This is a genomic window from Massilia sp. CMS3.1, from assembly GCF_051262535.1.
Classification (GTDB): domain Bacteria; phylum Pseudomonadota; class Gammaproteobacteria; order Burkholderiales; family Burkholderiaceae_D; genus Telluria.
On sequence record NZ_JBIMES010000033.1, the window covers coordinates 1 to 16,267 of the forward strand.

The following is a 16,267-nucleotide window of genomic DNA, read 5'->3' on the forward strand; positions in this document are numbered from 1 at the left end:
CACCGCACACGCTTCGCGGGCATTGGCCAGAATGACCTCGAGGTCGCGCGATTCGAGAACCTCGAAAGCGGCGACCCAGTAGACGCCGGTCGACTCCATTACTACTGTTTTTGTACCGGTAGCGACTAGCCAGTCGGCCATGTGTTCCAGATTACTGGTGAAGGCCTGGAAAGTCTGCACCGGCTCGTCGCAGAGATCCGGACTGACGGCGGCAACGTGGAAGCGCGAGCCGATATCGATACCGGCGGCGAAGGGATGAATGATCGGCAGCCCTGCGGGCTTCGATGTTGATCTGGATTTCGGCATGGTCCACCTCCTGAGTCAGAAGCAGGACGGGGACTCGGATTTGATCAACTTCCTAAACGGGGTCGCATGACAGCGCCGCCACAGATGAGTCCGCAGATTCCCCTGGGCCAGGTTTTTTCACGAGGTCAAGCCTCCAAAAAGCTTACGGCCATAGTCCTGTGTGCATGCAGTGTACTCGCCTGGAGTTTCTATTCATAAGGGCCACGGGCAACCGTGTGGGGCGGTTTTTCAATATGTCACGCTCCTCGGTGACAGGCTTGAGCTCGGCCTTGAGGCGCCGCATCTCGTCAGACTGGGCATCGACAGCCATGCGCTCAGCCTCGGACACGCCATAGCGTTTCGTCCAAGCATACAGGCTATGTATGCTTATCCCGAGCCGCTCCGCTACTTCGCTCACTGGGTGCCCACGCTGGGCTACCTGCTTAACCGCTGCAATCTTGAATTCCTCTGTGTACCGCTTGCCGCTCATACGTTCTCCTTGTGCCCGATATTATGGCTCAGGAGTGTCTACAGATGTCGTGGCGATTCACGGCGCCAAAACTGCGAGGATAGAGTGAGCGGGCGCCGTGATGGGAAGTTTTGCTATGCAGTCAATTTCTCGGAAGACTTATCGTGCGAGACTTTTTCTGAGAAATTCGCGAACGACTGGAACAATTTCCTTGGCATGAGTTTCAAGCGCAAAATGTCCCGTATCGTAGAAGTGCACCTCGGCCTTCGGGATGTCGCGCTTCCAGGCGAGTGCCCCTGCAGGAAGGAAGTAAGGATCGTTCTTACCCCATACAGCCAAGAGGGGCGGCCGCGCCTTCCGGAAATATGCTTGGAACTGCGGGTACATGCGGACGTTCGACGCGTAATCGAGAATTAGGTCGAGCTGGATGTCAGCGTTGCCAGAACGTGAGACATGTAGTCCCTCGAGCGTGTATGCATCGGGCGCGACCTTGCTCGGGTCGCTCACACCTTCAAGGTACTGCCATTTGACAGAGGCCGGAGTAGGAAAATCTTGCAGCTTTTTTCGATTTTCCGCTGTCGGCGATTGCCAGTAGCTTCTGATGCCGTCCCAGCCTTTAGCCAATCCCTCTTCGTATGCATTTCCATTCTGAGAAACGATGGCTGTGATGCGGGAAGGATGCGCAAGTGCTAAGCGCCACCCAATAGGCGCCCCATAATCGTGCACGACAATGGCATAGCGGTCGAGCTTAAGTTGCTGTGTGAACTTGTTTATCGTGCTCGCGATGTTCTCAAACGTGTAAGAGTACCGGGTCCGGTCCGGTGCCTCGGTATAGCCGAACGATGGAAGATCAGGCGCCACCACATGAAAGTGTTCGCTCAACGCCGGTATCAGGTCGCGGTACATATACGATGAAGCGGCAAAGCCATGTAGCAAAAGCACCGTAGGCGCTGCTGGATTTCCAGCCTCGCGGTAAAAGATGTTTACATCGCCGACCTTTTCGTAGCGATGATGAACCTGCGTCAGGCTAGCGGCACTAGGCTCCGCGGAAGTCGCCGTCCCGGTAAGCGCAGCTGCAGCCGTTGCAACGATGATCTTCGTAGTAGTACTCATGTTGTTGCTCTCCTGTGATAACTTTTAAAGGTTGAGAACTCAGGTTAGCTTCGCAAGTGTAACCTGTCAAGAACTATTTTACAGGTTACGACGTGCCACCTGTACGTCGTGAACGATTTTGCAATATCTACCATTCGCACGGATCTAGCTCTTGCTGTAACAAATGTGTTTTCGATAGCAGTCTACCTGGCGAAAATAACCGTGTATGATTTTTTAAACGGTTATAACTTACTTTAAGTGAGACATGAGGGATTATGGAAGAGATGACGAAAAAACAGGGGGATTGTTCAGGAAAAGCGCCGATGGTCGGTGATCATTTGGCAATGGATCTACTCAATACAAAAGCGCAAGGGGTCGAAGCGTTAGTGGAATACTGGAAGAGCGGCGATGACGTTCTGGAATGGCTGGCGGATCATGACATCTCCCCTGCGCCAGGCAGTGAGCCTGTTGACGTTAAAGCGCTCCTCGCGCAGGCGTATGCGCTTCGTACATCTGCGCACGAAGCAATCAGCAGACATAAGCGCGGCGAGTTCTTCGATGTAGTTAGTCTGAACGCCTACCTCGACGGCTACATGACGTCGCCGAAGTTGCTGCAGACCGGGGACGGAGAATTGACACTGCAGCCAGTTCCTCGTGGAGGCGCTATTGCTTCGCTTCTCGGTCCGGTTGCGGAATCAGTAGCGAAGCTGCTGGTCCACGGTGATTTCGATCTGGTCAGACAATGCGAACATCCAGAATGCATCCTGTGGTTCTATGATCGTACGAAGGCCCACAAACGCCGCTGGTGCAGCATGGCTTCGTGCGGAAATCGCTACAAAGCGGCTCAGTTCAGGAAGCGCAACAGTGATGCAACCGATGGTCGAAGCGCAGTAGATGGCTAGCCGCCACAATTAGCACTTGGCGGTAATGATCGGGGCGCAGCCGACGACAACAGGATTGCACCTCTTGGTCGACAGCACCGGCATCAAAATGCTCGGCGAAGGCGAATGGAAGACGAAGAAACACGGCGCCGACTACCGTCGCCAGTGGCGCAAGGTCCATCTTGGCATCGATGGGACTACGCTGGAAATCCGGGCCATCGAAGTAACCGACAATGCGACCGGCGACGCGCCGATGCTGCCGTGCCTGCTCGACCAGATTGCCGATGACGAGGCCATCGCGAGCGTGAGTGGTGAAGGCGCCTACGACACGAAAGCTGTCACGAGGCCATTGCGCAGCGCAGTGCGCAAGCGATCATCCCGACGCGCAGAAATGCCAAGCCATGGAAAGATCTGCGCCCCGGCGCCGCAGCGCAAAATGCCATCCTCGATGCTACGCGCAGGCTTGGCCGGAAAATTTGGAAGAAGTGGACTGGTTATCATCGACGCAGTCTGGTTGAAACCAAAATGCGCTGCTTCAAGCTGCTCGGTGAACGTGTCATGGCACGTGACTTCGACAGTCAGGTCGCCGAACTGCAGGTGCGTGCCGCAATCCTCAATCGCTTCACGCGACTAGGGACGCCTACTACGGTGGCCATGCCATAAATGCACCCGGAGTTTGGGGTATTACGCGCTCAGCATATTTATGCAACAAAGCCCTCTGGCACCATTGGACCGGGTTCAGACATCATCGCGAACTAGGCAAAAATGCTAGAGACGACCGGTCTATTTTATGGTATTGTGTACCTGCGCGTTCTGGTACGAAGGATCACTGGATCCGAAAGCAACTGCGGCGCTAGCAAGGCATCACAGTCGAGACCATTTTTGACCCGGACTCTAGATGACCGGTCTATTCAGCAATCTTTAGGACAGAGATTTTCCCATGACAAAAGTACTCATCGTTTTGACCTCCCACGACCAACTCGGCAACACGGGCAAGAAAACCGGCTTCTGGCTGGAAGAGTTGGCGACCCCTTATTACGACTTCAAGGATGCTGGCGTCGAGATCGTGCTGGCCTCGCCAATGGGTGGGCAGCCTCCCCTTGATCCGAAAAGCGCCGAAGAGTCGTTCCAAACCGACGCGACGCGCCGCTTTGAGGCGGATCCAGCTGCCAAGGCGCAACTGGCCGCAACCGTGCGTCTCGACAGTGTCAAGCAGGCCGATTTCGACACCGTATTCTATCCAGGCGGCCATGGCCCGCTGTGGGACCTGGCCGAAGACAAGGACTTGATCAAGCTAATCGAGTCCTTCCTTGCCGCCGACAAGCCGGTCGGCTTGGTTTGCCATGCACCGGGCGTGTTGCGCCATGTGAAAACGCCCACCGGCAGGCCGCTGGTCGAGGGCAAGAAAGTCACCGGCTTCACAAATACTGAAGAAGCGGTCATGGGCCTGACCGAGGTCGTGCCCTTCCTCGTTGAAGACGAGCTCAAGGCCAAGGGCGGCGTGTACTCGCGCGGCGAGGACTGGGCATCATACGTCGTCAGCGACGGCCTGCTGATCACTGGCCAGAACCCGGCCTCGTCGTCCGCTACCGCAGCCCAGCTGCTGCAGCGTCTGGCATAACAATCTCTCCGGCGCGGTCGTCGTGAACATCATGGCGTCCTGGCCGCGCCAACCTGCCATGGCTTGACGTATTAGTGCTGAAACGGCCGGATGCTTCGGCAGGTACTGGGATAAATTCTACTACTACAAAGATGGGTCTGTAATGAACGAAAATATTGAAGGCAAAGTCGTCCTCATCACGGGCGGCAGTACCGGTATCGGCGCCGAGGTGGCACGACTGCTGGCCAGCCGTGGCGCCACGGTGGCCGTTGCCGCCCGCCGCATGGACAAGCTTGCCGAGGTTGTCGCCGCCATCGGCGCCGCTGGGGGCTCCGCCAAGGCATACGCCCTCGATATGACCGACAAGAAACAGGTGGAAGCCGTTGTTTCAGCCATTGTCGCCGATTTCGGCAAAGTCGATGTCCTGATCAACAACGCGGGGCTAATGCCTATCCGCCCAATGTCAGAGGTAAATACCGATGAGTGGGACGCGATGATCGACGTGAATCTCAAAGGAACGCTTTATGGCATCGCGGCGGTGCTGCCACTTTTTATCGCACAGGAAAGTGGTCACATCATTAATCTGAGTTCCGTTGCCGGCGTCAAAGTTTTTGCTCCCGGCGGCACCGTTTATTCGGGAACCAAGTTCGCCGTCTCGGCAATTTCCGAAGGACTCAGGCAAGAAGTCGGCGACAAGATTCGTGTGACATCGATCGCACCCGGCGCCGTGGAAAGCGACCTCAAGCACAGTACATCCGGCACCGCCAAGGAAACCGTGATGGAATTCTACCGCCAAGCCATTCCAGCCGCGTCGGTTGCGCGCGCCATTGCTTTCGCAATCGAGCAGCCAATGGATGTGGACATTAACGAGATCATCTTGCGGCCGACAAAACAAGAGTTCTAAATCTTTGGAAATTGCGCTGACCCTGGGCGCTAAACGCGCCCGGTAGCGTCAGCAGCCGATAACACGCATCCGGCCAGCTATTAGTGTGCCGGTGTTCAAGGAATGGAGTCAGTCATGATTGTAAGAAAAATTCCGACTGCGTCGACAAACGCGGGGAAGCGGAGCCTGTTTGCCAGGGCAGCGGTAGACCCGCTCAGCCGGAGCACGCGATGAGCGCGCCCCACCAGATCACGGTGCTCGCGCACTGGCGTGCGCCGCCTGCGTCGGTCGACGAACTGCTTTCCATTGTCTCGCAACTGCGCGCCAAGTCGCTGGGCGAACAAGGATGCCTCGGGTATGAGGTCTACCGGAGTGCGGACGCACCCGACAACATCCTGCTGGTCGAGCGTTACCGTGACGAAGCGGCGCTCGAGGCGCACAAGCAGTCTAACCACTATCAAACGCTGGTGGTGGGTCATGCATTGTCGATCTTGACGGATCGGCGGATCGAGTTACTTGGGGCGCGCGAGCCGGCTTAACATCGGACGAGCGGCACCTTTGCCCGCGCCTGGTCGCGCTAGGCGCAATGTTCGCGGTTTTGTCGCATTGGCGAGGTGTCCGTGCTGATCGGGTAGACTGTGACGCCGGACACTTAGTGATTTGACATGCTCAGCTTCAAAGGAATACGCTTCCCGACCGATGTCGTCCTGCTCTGCATCCGCTGGTACGCAGCCTATCCGCTGAGCTACCGCCACATCGAAGAGATGTTGGGCGAGCGAGGTGTGTCGGTCGATCATTCGACCATCAATCGCTGGGCGGTCCGTTTCCTGCCCTTGATCGAAGAGCTATCACGCAAACACAAGCGTCCGGTTGGCAGGAGCTGGCGCATGGACGAAACATATATCAAGGTAAAGGGCGTCTGGAAGTACCTCCACCGTGCTGTCGACAAGGAAGGCAAGACCATCGGTTTCCTGCTGACTGCGCACCGCGCATCGCCGCCGCCCGGCGGTTCTTAGACAAGGCTATTCGAGAGAGCGGTACGCCCGAAAAGGTCGCGATGGATAAAAGCGGCGCGAACAAGGCGGCTATCGATGAGATCAACAACAATATGGCGGCGCCGATCACCGTACGCCAGGTTAAGTACCTCAACAACATCGTCGAACAGGATCATCGTGCGATCAAACGCATGACCAGGCCGATGCTGGGCTTCAAGTCGTTCCACGCTGCCGCCAGCGTGTTAGCTGGGATTGAGCTCATGCACATGATTCGCAAGCGCCAGTTTGCGGTTAGCGGTGCCGGCACGTCGGTTACCGATCAGTTTTATGCGTTGGCGGGACTGGTCCGTCCAGCATAAGCCCGAATCGTGGCCGGCCACTCAAAATCCGCTCCATGCTCAACAATGCGACAGAACCTCGTCGAGCGCGGCCTGCCGGCGCCCGACGATGAAGACGGTAGCCCCTTTGGTAGCGAAGCGGCGGGCAATCGCCAAGCCAATACCGCTGTTGCCCCCGGTGACCAGGGCGTTTTTTCCATTTAATTGCAGCATGTCGATCTCCCTAATTAAGTAGTAGAGCGATGGTATACGAGTTATACTAGCTGTCAATTAGGCACCTGGAATCGCCCAGGTCTACACGAGGAAACCACCATGGCCCCATTCGAAGAACCGACCTTTGCCGCTGCCTGCGCAACGCGGCCCATCCTCGACCAGTTGGCCAACAAATGGTCGGTGATGATCTTAAGCGTGCTGTGCGAGAAGCCGCAGCGCTTCAACGTCATCCGCCGGCGTCTGGAGGGCATCACGCAAAAGGCGCTGACCCAGGCATTGCGGCGCCTCGAGCGCAATGGACTGGTGAGGCGCCGGGTGATCGAGTCCTCGCCAGTGGCGGTCGAGTATTCGATCACGCCCCTGGGGAAGTCGCTGCAGGAGCCCTTCCAGGCGGTGTATCAGTGGGCGCTCGACCATGTCGCCGCCCTCGAACAGGCCCAGCGCGATTTCGACGGCCGGCATGGCGCCGAGCCCGAAGAGGCGGACGATTAGTCTCGGTTGCCGTCGCGCGAGTGACAAAAACTGGCGCGCAACTCGTCGGCGAACAGGACGGGCTGCTCCCAGGCGGAGAAATGCCCGCCTTTCGCGACCTGCTTGTAATGCACCAGTGTCGGGTAGCGTTCCAGCACCCATCGCCTGCTGCTTTCGTGGATGTCGCGCGGAAACTGGCTCACGCCCACCGGCACTGCGATCGGTTGCTCCTTGAAGCTCCGCGAGTTTTCCCAGTAGATGCGCGCCGACGACGCCGCAGTCGCCGTCAGCCAGTACAGGCTAATATTGTCGAGCATCTGGTCGCGGCTCAGTGTGTGCTCGGGATCGCCGTCATGATCCGTCCACACCTCGTATTTTTCGTAGAACCAGGCCGCCTGTCCGACTGGGGAATCGGTCAGGGCGTAGCCGATCGTCTGCGGGCTTTGAATTTGCTGCGCCTGGTAGCCCGATTCGTTGTCCTTGAAGGCGCGCAGGCGTTTCAAAGCATGCGTTTCCGCCGCATCGACGGCGCTCTGCTCTTCGGTAATCGGAAACATGTTGAAATGGACCGCCTGCACCACGGGCGCGCCGATGGCGCCCAGAGCGTTGGTGACTGAATAGCCCCAGTCGCCGCCCTGCGCTAGGAACGCGGGGTAGCCCAGTCGTTCCATAAGCACCACCCAGGCGCGCGCTATCCGTTCCGGGGTCCAGCCGGGCCGCGTAGGCTTTTCCGACAGTCCGAATCCGGGCAATGTAGGCATGACGACGTGGAAAGCGTCCTTCGGATCGCCGCCATGCGCGCGCGGATCGGCGAGCAGGCGCGCCACGTCCAGGAATTCCAGGACCGATCCGGGCCAGCCATGGGTGAGGACCAGCGGCCGTGCACCCGGCTCCGGGGAGCGCAGGTGCAGGAAGTGAATATTGAGTCCGTCGATGTGCGTCATCGACGGATCGAAAGTGTTCAGGCGTGCTTCGCAGGCGCGCCAGTCGTAGCCGGTACGCCAGTACTCGCACAGAGACTGCAGCTTCGCCAGCGGAGCCCCCTGGCTCCAGTCGTCGACGGTCTCGCGATCGGGCCAGCGGCTGTTTGCGAGGCGCTGGCGCAGGTCGTCGAGCGCGGCGTCGGGAAAAGCGAAAGGGTGTGGGCGGATGAGCGCATTCATACAATGTCCTTTATGAAGGTGTCGATGTGTTCGTCGCGGCAGCGAGAAACGCGGCAAGATCGCCGTAGCCATACAGGTAGGCCAGTTCACGTGGCGTAAGGCCGGCGTGGGATGTCAGGTCCAGGCGTGCACCAGCCTCGACGAGCGCACGCGCTGCCTCGAAATGGCCGTGCCAGGCAGCGTCGTGCAGTGCGGTAAAGCCGTTGTAGTCGCCCTGCGCGCCGATGTCGAGAACCGGGGCGTTGCCGCCTTGGGACGCGCGGGTGAGCGTGCGCAGAACCTCGGCATGCCCGAAATACGCCGCTTCGTGGCCGGCGGTGGCCCGCATCGCACCGTTGACCTGGCGCGGGTCGGCGCCGGCATCGAGCAGCGAACGAACGATGTCGTCCCTTCCCGTACGTGCAGCCAGTCCCAGCGGGGTGCAGTCGTCTTCCGGCGCGCCCGTGCGCGGGGCGCGCTCGTCGACGGCGGCGCTGGCGGCAAGAAGCTGCCTGACGGCGGCGCCGTCCCCCGCCCTCACCGCTGCCATCAGCCCCTGGGCCTTGACGCGGTCCGCGTCGTCCCGGTCGCGCGCTTCGATCAGTTGCACGATGCGCTCGAGGCCGTCGATGCGAGCCAGGTGGAGCGCCGTTTGGCCCAGATGATCCCTGCAAAACGTTCTCGCGCCGCGCTCGAGCAGCAAGCGCACTACATCCACATGCTTGTGCAACACCGCATCCATCAGCGCCGTGTTGCCGACCACAGGGGATTGCTGATCGATAAAGGCGCCATGGTCGAGCAACAGACGCACGACGGCGGGGTTGCCCGACTGGGCGCCCTTGTGCAGGGCTGTTGCGCCCATGTGCGGCTCGGCGCTGAACAGGTCCGCGCCTGCGGCCAACAGGCGGACGACCGTCCGGACATGCCCGAGCGCGCACGCTTCCATCAGCGGGGTCAAGCGCGGTGTCTTGCTGCGAGGCTCGACTGCGGTATTGGTATCGAGTGACATGGCGAGGCGTCCTTATGTGGGAGTCGAGCCGGGGCTGACCGGGACCAGGGCGTTGCGTTTCTGTCACAATAGCTGTGCATCACGCCCCCGGCGAGGTATATTACGCTTAGTAAGTTACGTTTGGTAGGAATATACGCGCCTGACAGGGACTGTCAAGCGAGAGAGAGGAAATTGAGCAAAAAATTACCGAGGGCCGAGCGCCGCGCCCAGCTGCTGGCAACTGCCCAGGCAATCGTGCGCACTCAGGGCACCGACGCACTTTCCCTGGGCGAACTGGCCAGGCAAGCAGGCGTCAGCAAGCCAATCGCCTACAACCATTTCGAGACCCGTGCGGGTTTGATGATTGCGCTCTACAAGGAACTCAACACGGAACGGGTACGTTTTGTCGGCACCATGCTCGACCATACGCCGGCCAGGCTCGCCGATCGCGCTAGAGTCATTTCCGAGGCCTACATGGAATGCCACGCCGCGATGGGACCGGAATGGCAGGCGATCGGCGCCGCCCTGAAAGGCGACGCCGAGATGGACGCCTGCCATCGGGTGATGATCGAGGAGTATATCGACTTCTTCCATGGCGCGCTGGGTCCCTTCTCCCCGCTGCATGGCGACGATGTCCGGCGCCGCTGCATCGGTATCGTCGGGGCGGCGGAGGCGCTGTCGGATGCCGCAGTAAGGGGGCTGGCCGACCAGGACATGGCGGCGGCCGACCTCGCCGCGCTTATCGACGCATGGCTCGCCGCTTGACGCCGGTGGGCGCGGCGTCGTCGGCGTCACGGGCTTGCAGATCGACGCCAAGCTGGCGCATGAATCCCAGGGTATCGTACTGGACCCATTCCTCGACCAGGCGGCCATTGGCGTCGTACCTGAATACGTTGTTGATCTCCCACTCCACGTGCCGGCCCGTGGGCGCCATTCGTCCGAAGGGAGTGTCGACAGCGCGTACGAACGTTCCAGACATGGTCGTCCTGGCCGCGATGAAATCGCCTTGTTCAACGATGGCCTGGCGGGTGACGCGGTAGTTTGCATACGACGCCCGGAATGCGGCCTGTACGGCCTTGAGCTGCTCGCGGTTCAGCTCGCCAGTGGGACCGTGGAATACCATGTCCGGCGCGAAGTAGGCGTCGATCGCCTCTTCGTTGTGTTTTTCAATGGCGTCCTCGCCGATACGGATCAACTTGCACGCGCGCTCGCTGAGGCAGGGATCATCGCCGTCGAGCTTGCGTCCTCTGGGAAGCGACACCGCCGCGGCGGCGCAAGGGGCAACTTCCCCGTTGATGCTCTGCTCGGGAGCGCCGGTCGCGACCGGGGTTGCCGGCGCTGCCACTGCGGCGCCGCTCGACAGCATGGCGCCTGAAATCAGGATGAGGGCTTTGTTCACTTGAAACTCCTCTATGTGGGCATTCCGTGTTCGGATGTGAGCACCCATGCTAGGCGTTTCGGTTATTACGATAAACTCCCCCCGGTACGTGCCTTGTCAACCGGGAGTAATAATCGCGACACTCAACGACCTCGACGGTATAACTAACTTCCTGGCGGTGGCCGAACAGCGCAGCTTCACGGCGGCGGCTGCACAACTGGGCGTCACGACGGCGGCGGTGAGCAAAACGGTGCGCCAACTGGAGCTGCGGCACGCGGTGGCGCTGTTCCAGCGAACCACGCGCCGGGTGGCGCTCACCGAAGCCGGCGCGTCCTTGTTCGCCCGCTTGCGCCCGGCGGCGACCGAGATCGCCGAGGCCCTGGCCGCCCTCGACGGACACGGGGGCCGGCCACGCGGCACCTTGCGCATCACCGCACCGCATTCGGTCAACGAGACGATAATGTCCGCACTGCTGCCCGCGTTCTGCACCGCTTACCCCGACGTTGCCCTCGATATCGAGAGCAACGAAAGTTTCGTCGATCTGATCGCGAACGGCTCCGACGCCGGCATCCGGCTTGGCGAGGCGGTTGAAAAGGACATGATCGCCGTGCGCATGACGCCCGAGATCAGGTGGAAGCTCGTCGCCACGCCTGCCTATTTCAAGCGACACGGCCGTCCAGGCACGCCGGCGGACCTGCTCGGGCATGAAGCGATCCGCTACCGCTTCCCGGGTTCCCGGCTGCTGCACCGCTAGGAATTCAGGGAGGGGGGTCGCGACTTCGTTGTTGACGTCCAAGGCAAGCTCATCGTCAGCAGCCGCGCCCTGCTCGTAGACATGGCCCGCCAGGGAATGGGGCTGGCCTTCGTGTCGCACCCGGAAGCGCGCGCGCTGATCACCGCCGGCGAGCTTGAACCGGCGCTGGAGTCCTTCATTCCCGCCGATAACGGACTATACCTGTAGTTCCCTACACGGTCGCAGACCTAGCCAAAGCTGAGAGCGTTCGTCGAGATGGTGAAGGCGCAGTACGAACGGCGGGAATTACGCGCCCTGTTCACGGACGGCGGCTGAAGACTTTTGCAGAGTGGTGGGAACGTGATCCGCCCCGTAGCCCGCATATTGACTGCCACTGCGCGATTCCCCGGTTCCGCGAAGACGCATGCGTAGCGCAGCACTCTCGCAGTGTTGGGGCCTATTGCGTCGGAAACTTCAAAATGAAGAATGGCAGCTGGCCACACTACTTGGGCCCCTCACTTCAAGCTGTAAGCTTACAAGTGCCGTTCAAGCCTTGTCAAGTAGCCCCGAGCGCGCAGAAATTAATAAAGTCATAAGTAAGCGGGAAGTTCACCCCCAAACTTCCAATCGTGAACCCCATAGCTTTATCAAAGGAGCGCCTGGCTGCTGCCATATCGGTCTATTGTGTTGAAAGAGTCGCGCGGCAACAGTTTTTGCCAATTTTCGCGGATATCAAACGTTCAACTGATGGGCGTTCGTTCAAGAGGCACCGTTTTGGACAGTCGAGTTATCGCTATGACTTGTTCTAGAAGCAAGCTGACCGAGTTTTTCAACACAATAGGTCAACAGCAGATATATAAACGTCTGAATCGACCTAACACAAACTTATAAGTTAAAAATTTAGAGCTCATGCGACGCAAGGATGCTTCTCTACAATTAAATCGTTTGAGCAAAAAAGCGAAACCCGCGTCTCAAAACTAGCCAAAGCCTTTCCGATGAATGATGTTGCTAGGTGAGAATCTTTATAACGGCCCTCACTGCGCTATTTTGCGAGGCAAGAATATGATCAAGAGCGCGACGTGAGTCGTTAATATCCGCACGCGCAATATGATACCGAAGAGCATTTTTCTCGAAATCGATACGCAGGGATGTTCTTTCCTCGGAAGGTATCGTGGGATTATTTAAAATGTTGTTGATTTCATTCGTGGCTTTTAGCATCCTCCACTCAGTACTCGCAATGTTAGTTTCAAATTTTTTAACCTCTCTGCGTAGGCGAATGAGTCGAGCAATCTCATTAAGTTTCATAGTGTTTACAAGGGTAAGTAACATACCTAGGTCGCGATCAATTATGATAGCGAATGATCATAATTGATCCCAGGGTTTACAATGCATCCGCATTAAGGGATATAGACTCAGCTGCTAGATTGCATTGAACGAAAAACCCACATGGGTGCGGTAAATAGACAGTCGGCTTGGTTCGGGAGCTCGTGAGTCCGCTGGCCCTAAGAAATCGACTTTCTTTTGTTGGTCGATCGCGAAGCTTCGTGCAAGTCCTTGCTTAAACACGTTGGCATAAGTGGAAACTTGTTCGCGCAGGCTTGTATCGAGCACTTCAACCGTCGTTCTCAGCAAGGCGCTACGCTCAGCCAGGTTAAGAACAGCCTCGCTTTACGCCTGTTGGTAGTTCCATACACTCGTCAGTGCCACGAACAGCGTGAACAGACCGCCTACAGCAAACAACATCGCAGCAGCGACTTTAGTACCAATTTGTACATTCAATAACGCGGTAAGGGACATGGCGATTCTTGGAAATTTAACGATTAAGGTTGCAAGGAGAAAAATTAAATGAATCAATTTCCCGAATTTTATATCTCAAGCGATCAGTGGACCTATTAATATTTTTGTTCGCTGGATTAGAGCGGTTGCAAGCTTACGTGGTCAAACTAGCTCATCTATCTGGGCGACGACCTGGCCTTTACGTTTGAAGAAGCTGAGGTTACCGAGGCGCAGCACGTGTACCGTCCAGTTAGGGTCAGGCGCGGAATTCCAGCCTCGTGGAAAACGCTTGCGGGTCCTGCCACCGCCAAAACCGCAGCGGACGTCGAGTTCGTCTCTCTTGAGTTGTCTAACTTTCGGATCTGGCAACAACTCGGCGCCAAATGCTGCCTTTCTACATAGGGCCACTGATCCTACAATTGCTCGATGCCTGCTTGCTCCCAAGGTCCGTTGAACAAGGCATCCATGGCACTGCCACGTGCTTGAAATTGGTTTGCGTTAGCGACCGAGTTTAAACCGACGTAGCAGCCTTTATGGGGCATCAAGGGCAAGTTGCGCACGTTGCAGGGCCGGCCCGGGTCGGGATTGGCTTAGGTTCGTAAGTGTTCCGATCTTGAAGGTGCTCACCAGTTCAATCAGCCGGTTAGCCTGTTGCTTCATCAACTCAGCTGCCGCTGCACCCTCTTCGACGAGCGCGGCATTTTGCTGCGTGACCCTGTCCATTTCAGTAATTGCCTGGTTCACCTGTTCGATACCAGCACTTTGCTCTTCGCTTGCACTGGCGATCTCACCCATGATCGCAGTTACATGTTGGATGCTCATGACAATTTCGTTCATTGTTGTGCCTGCGCGACCAACCTGACTCGTGCCCTTTTCTACCTTGCTGACCGTATCCTCTATCAGAATTTTGATCTCTTTGGCAGCAGCTGCTGAGCGGTGTGCTAAGTTACGAACTTCAGTAGCAACTACTGCAAAGCCCCTTCCCTGTTCGCCTGCTCGAGCGGCCTCAACGGCAGCATTGAGCGCCAGGATGTTTGTCTGGAACGCGATGCTGTCAATGACGCTGATAATATCCACAATTTTTTTTGAAGAATAATTAATGGAACTCATCGTGTCAATCACTTCCGCCACGACTGCTCCTCCGTTACTGGCAATTGCACCCGCATCTTGAGCCAGCTTGTTCCCCTGATAGGCGCTGCTTGAGTTCTGCTTAACTGTCGAGGTTAGTTCCTCCATGAACAAAGCCGTTTCCTCTAGGGAGCTTGCCTGTTGTTCAGTCCGCGAAGACAGATCTTGGTTGCCAGCCGCGATTTCGTTAGATGCAACAGCAATGGTGCTGGTGCCGGCACGGACACGTCCGACGATATCAGAAAGGTTAGCATTCATTTTTGCGAGAGCACGCATCAGTTGCGCCGTTTCGTCACTGCCAATAGGGATAATCTTGCTAGTCAAGTCGCCAGCGGCGACTTTCTCAGCCACGGTCACTGCTTCGGAGATAGGCTTAGTGATCGAGCGGGTGATAAGCCATGCAGAAGTGCTTCCCAGTATTAGCGCAGCCAAGCCTAGGCTGACAAGAATGATTTCAGTGGTTACATACTCCTCAAGGATACCCGCGGCCACACTATCAGCAGCGGCCACCTGCAATTCCTGAAGCTTATTCATAGATGCAAGAAAAGAGGCGCTCCGCGGCACCATCTTTTCAGAATGGATCTTGCTGGCTAACTCGTTGTCTCCCGCAAGCTTTGCAGCGAACAGTTTACCCCGCGCTTCGAGGTAGCCTTTGCGCTCTTCCATGACAACGCCAAGCTGCGCACGTACAGCGTGGTCTTGCACCGACGCTTCGAGTTTTTTCTGAAGTTCCGTCGAGCGGGCTGACACGTTCTTCATTCGGCCAGAGATGACCTGCACCATGCCGGGATCATTCGACACAAACACTGTCTCAATCATAGCGCTGTTGAGCTCGATGTACTTCGCCCACTCGGCTACGCTACGCTGATTTTTAATGCTGATATTGACAAGTTCGCGGGTATTGGCGCTAGCAGACATCATGCGCAACACAGCCGTAGTAGTAACTGCAAAGAGCAAGGTGAGCACGATGGCAAAGCCGATTCCAAGCTTTGCGCCGATTTTGAGGTTTTTCACGTAAATTCCTTCTGGCCTGGGGCCATAGTCAAGCTTGATAAGGCTAATGTTATTCCCTTACGCAACAGATTCGGTTGCTGCCGAGTATATCAAAGTAATTACATGTCAAGCGCATTTGCCGCATCCCTGCAACATACTATTAGCAAAAAGTGCTTTGCCTGAATCGCTTACATTACACTCTGTTAAGTTCCATCACTCTCAGAGTGAAAAATGTGGTTTGCCGCTTCGCAGGGTGCGACGCTTCGTTTTACACAAAATCTGTACATATGGTTGTTAAAAGACATGTCCGCAGCACGGGGGTTATTAAACTCATAAAATCTGTAGGCGTTCTCGAAAACGCTGATGCGATCGATAACCATCATAGATCTAAAAGTCTAACCACCTTTATTGCACAAATGGCCGGATTCTTGCGGTGGCACGAATCGCTGTACTTGCGTCATGGTTAATCTCCTACAGCTCGCTAAGGAATTAAGAAAATAGCTTGCTTATACAAGTTCGGATTCTTGAAAAAATTGACATTTGTCTGTGCGAAGCGTTTGTTTCAATTGTTGTTTGACTATAACGTCCCTATGCATGAATCTTCGCAGCGATGCCATTAACACGCGCGTTCGAGCGAAACCGAACATGACGTCCATGGCGTGATTCCTTCCGTTTGGCGCGCTCACTAGGGTTTTCTTGCCTTTATTGACAACTGGACGGCAGTCGGCATACACATGAAATAGCTCGTAGATCCATCATCGAATCATCAGATTCTTTCGCGATTTAGCCTAAGATCACAGATATTGAAGTCCGTATATGGACTCCCCCTCGTTTGCAAACAATCCGTAATCAGGCCGTGAGGTACGACTGCTCACGTATATCCGGTCTCGTGCTACTCCACG

General features: G+C 56.9%; 16 protein-coding genes and 3 pseudogenes. 10 read left to right on the top strand and 9 right to left on the bottom strand.

Going from position 1 to position 16,267, the window contains the following annotated elements:
- From ACHAC9_RS23640 to ACHAC9_RS23650, 3 genes and pseudogenes are all read right to left on the bottom strand, one after another.
- The coding region (locus tag ACHAC9_RS23640; RefSeq protein ID WP_435764098.1) for an IS110 family transposase at positions 1-306 on the bottom strand (306 nt) is incomplete at its 3' end.
- Between the two features lie 226 nt (positions 307-532).
- Positions 533-775 (bottom strand): annotated as a pseudogene (locus ACHAC9_RS23645) (transposase); the annotation flags it as partial.
- A gap of 138 nt (positions 776-913) precedes the next feature.
- Positions 914-1,867, bottom strand: coding sequence for an alpha/beta fold hydrolase (locus tag ACHAC9_RS23650; RefSeq protein ID WP_435764100.1), 954 nt, complete (start codon positions 1,865-1,867; stop codon positions 914-916).
- 254 nt (positions 1,868-2,121) lie between these two features.
- Here ACHAC9_RS23650 and ACHAC9_RS23655 point away from each other — a divergent pair, with 254 nt between their 5' ends.
- The 6 genes and pseudogenes from ACHAC9_RS23655 (at position 2,122) to ACHAC9_RS23680 (ending at position 6,564) form a co-directional block, all read left to right on the top strand.
- Positions 2,122-2,748 carry a CGNR zinc finger domain-containing protein gene (locus tag ACHAC9_RS23655; protein WP_435764102.1) on the top strand — a complete coding sequence of 209 codons (627 nt, stop codon included), beginning with the start codon at positions 2,122-2,124 and terminating at the stop codon, positions 2,746-2,748.
- Positions 2,749-2,764: 16 nt separating this feature from the next.
- Positions 2,765-3,390: pseudogene (locus tag ACHAC9_RS23660) on the top strand (IS5 family transposase); the annotation flags it as partial.
- Between the two features lie 277 nt (positions 3,391-3,667).
- Positions 3,668-4,348, top strand: a complete 681-nt coding sequence (locus ACHAC9_RS23665) for a type 1 glutamine amidotransferase domain-containing protein (protein WP_435764104.1) — start codon at positions 3,668-3,670, stop codon at positions 4,346-4,348.
- A gap of 142 nt (positions 4,349-4,490) precedes the next feature.
- Positions 4,491-5,231, top strand: a complete 741-nt coding sequence (locus ACHAC9_RS23670; protein WP_435764107.1) for an SDR family oxidoreductase — start codon at positions 4,491-4,493, stop codon at positions 5,229-5,231.
- Positions 5,232-5,440: 209 nt separating this feature from the next.
- Positions 5,441-5,749 carry a putative quinol monooxygenase gene (locus ACHAC9_RS23675; protein WP_435764110.1) on the top strand — a complete coding sequence of 103 codons (309 nt, stop codon included), beginning with the start codon at positions 5,441-5,443 and terminating at the stop codon, positions 5,747-5,749.
- Between the two features lie 126 nt (positions 5,750-5,875).
- Positions 5,876-6,564 (top strand): IS6 family transposase gene (locus tag ACHAC9_RS23680; protein WP_435764113.1). Its coding sequence is split into 2 segments (ribosomal slippage): positions 5,876-6,200 and positions 6,200-6,564, totalling 690 coding nucleotides; the frame shifts between segments, so codons are not numbered across the junction.
- A 48-nt stretch (positions 6,565-6,612) separates the two neighbouring features.
- Here ACHAC9_RS23680 and ACHAC9_RS23685 read toward each other — a convergent pair.
- Positions 6,613-6,756, bottom strand: a pseudogene (locus tag ACHAC9_RS23685) (SDR family NAD(P)-dependent oxidoreductase); the annotation flags it as partial.
- A 99-nt stretch (positions 6,757-6,855) separates the two neighbouring features.
- Here ACHAC9_RS23685 and ACHAC9_RS23690 point away from each other — a divergent pair.
- Positions 6,856-7,248 (top strand): winged helix-turn-helix transcriptional regulator, encoded by a 393-nt coding sequence (locus tag ACHAC9_RS23690; protein WP_435764115.1) that lies wholly within the window; start codon positions 6,856-6,858, stop codon positions 7,246-7,248.
- On the opposite strand, the gene ACHAC9_RS23695 is transcribed toward ACHAC9_RS23690, so the two are convergent.
- Complete coding sequence (locus ACHAC9_RS23695) at positions 7,245-8,390, bottom strand: epoxide hydrolase family protein (RefSeq protein WP_435764118.1); 1,146 nt, start codon at positions 8,388-8,390, stop codon at positions 7,245-7,247. The genes ACHAC9_RS23690 and ACHAC9_RS23695 overlap by 4 nt on opposite strands.
- A 10-nt stretch (positions 8,391-8,400) precedes the next feature.
- Positions 8,401-9,378 (bottom strand): ankyrin repeat domain-containing protein, encoded by a 978-nt coding sequence (locus ACHAC9_RS23700; RefSeq protein ID WP_435764121.1) that lies wholly within the window; start codon positions 9,376-9,378, stop codon positions 8,401-8,403.
- A 171-nt stretch (positions 9,379-9,549) separates the two neighbouring features.
- Between ACHAC9_RS23700 and ACHAC9_RS23705 the strand changes: the two genes are divergently transcribed.
- Entirely contained in the window at positions 9,550-10,122 is a 573-nt protein-coding gene (locus tag ACHAC9_RS23705; protein WP_435764124.1) for a TetR/AcrR family transcriptional regulator, read from the top strand.
- On the opposite strand, the gene ACHAC9_RS23710 is transcribed toward ACHAC9_RS23705, so the two are convergent.
- Positions 10,097-10,756 (bottom strand): ester cyclase, encoded by a 660-nt coding sequence (locus ACHAC9_RS23710; RefSeq protein ID WP_435764126.1) that lies wholly within the window; start codon positions 10,754-10,756, stop codon positions 10,097-10,099. The genes ACHAC9_RS23705 and ACHAC9_RS23710 overlap by 26 nt on opposite strands.
- 88 nt (positions 10,757-10,844) lie before the next feature.
- Between ACHAC9_RS23710 and ACHAC9_RS23715 the strand changes: the two genes are divergently transcribed.
- Together ACHAC9_RS23715 and ACHAC9_RS23720 are read left to right on the top strand one after the other, a co-directional pair.
- Entirely contained in the window at positions 10,845-11,489 is a 645-nt protein-coding gene (locus tag ACHAC9_RS23715; RefSeq protein ID WP_435764129.1) for a LysR family transcriptional regulator, read from the top strand.
- Positions 11,490-11,570: 81 nt separating this feature from the next.
- Entirely contained in the window at positions 11,571-11,696 is a 126-nt protein-coding gene (locus ACHAC9_RS23720; RefSeq protein ID WP_435764131.1) for a hypothetical protein, read from the top strand.
- A gap of 1,440 nt (positions 11,697-13,136) precedes the next feature.
- Here the strand turns inward: ACHAC9_RS23720 and ACHAC9_RS23725 are convergent.
- Together ACHAC9_RS23725 and ACHAC9_RS23730 are read right to left on the bottom strand one after the other, a co-directional pair.
- Positions 13,137-13,265, bottom strand: coding sequence for a hypothetical protein (locus tag ACHAC9_RS23725; RefSeq protein ID WP_435764134.1), 129 nt, complete (start codon positions 13,263-13,265; stop codon positions 13,137-13,139).
- A gap of 510 nt (positions 13,266-13,775) precedes the next feature.
- Complete coding sequence (locus tag ACHAC9_RS23730; RefSeq protein ID WP_435764137.1) at positions 13,776-15,386, bottom strand: methyl-accepting chemotaxis protein; 1,611 nt, start codon at positions 15,384-15,386, stop codon at positions 13,776-13,778.
- Positions 15,387-16,267: the final 881 nt, after the last annotated feature.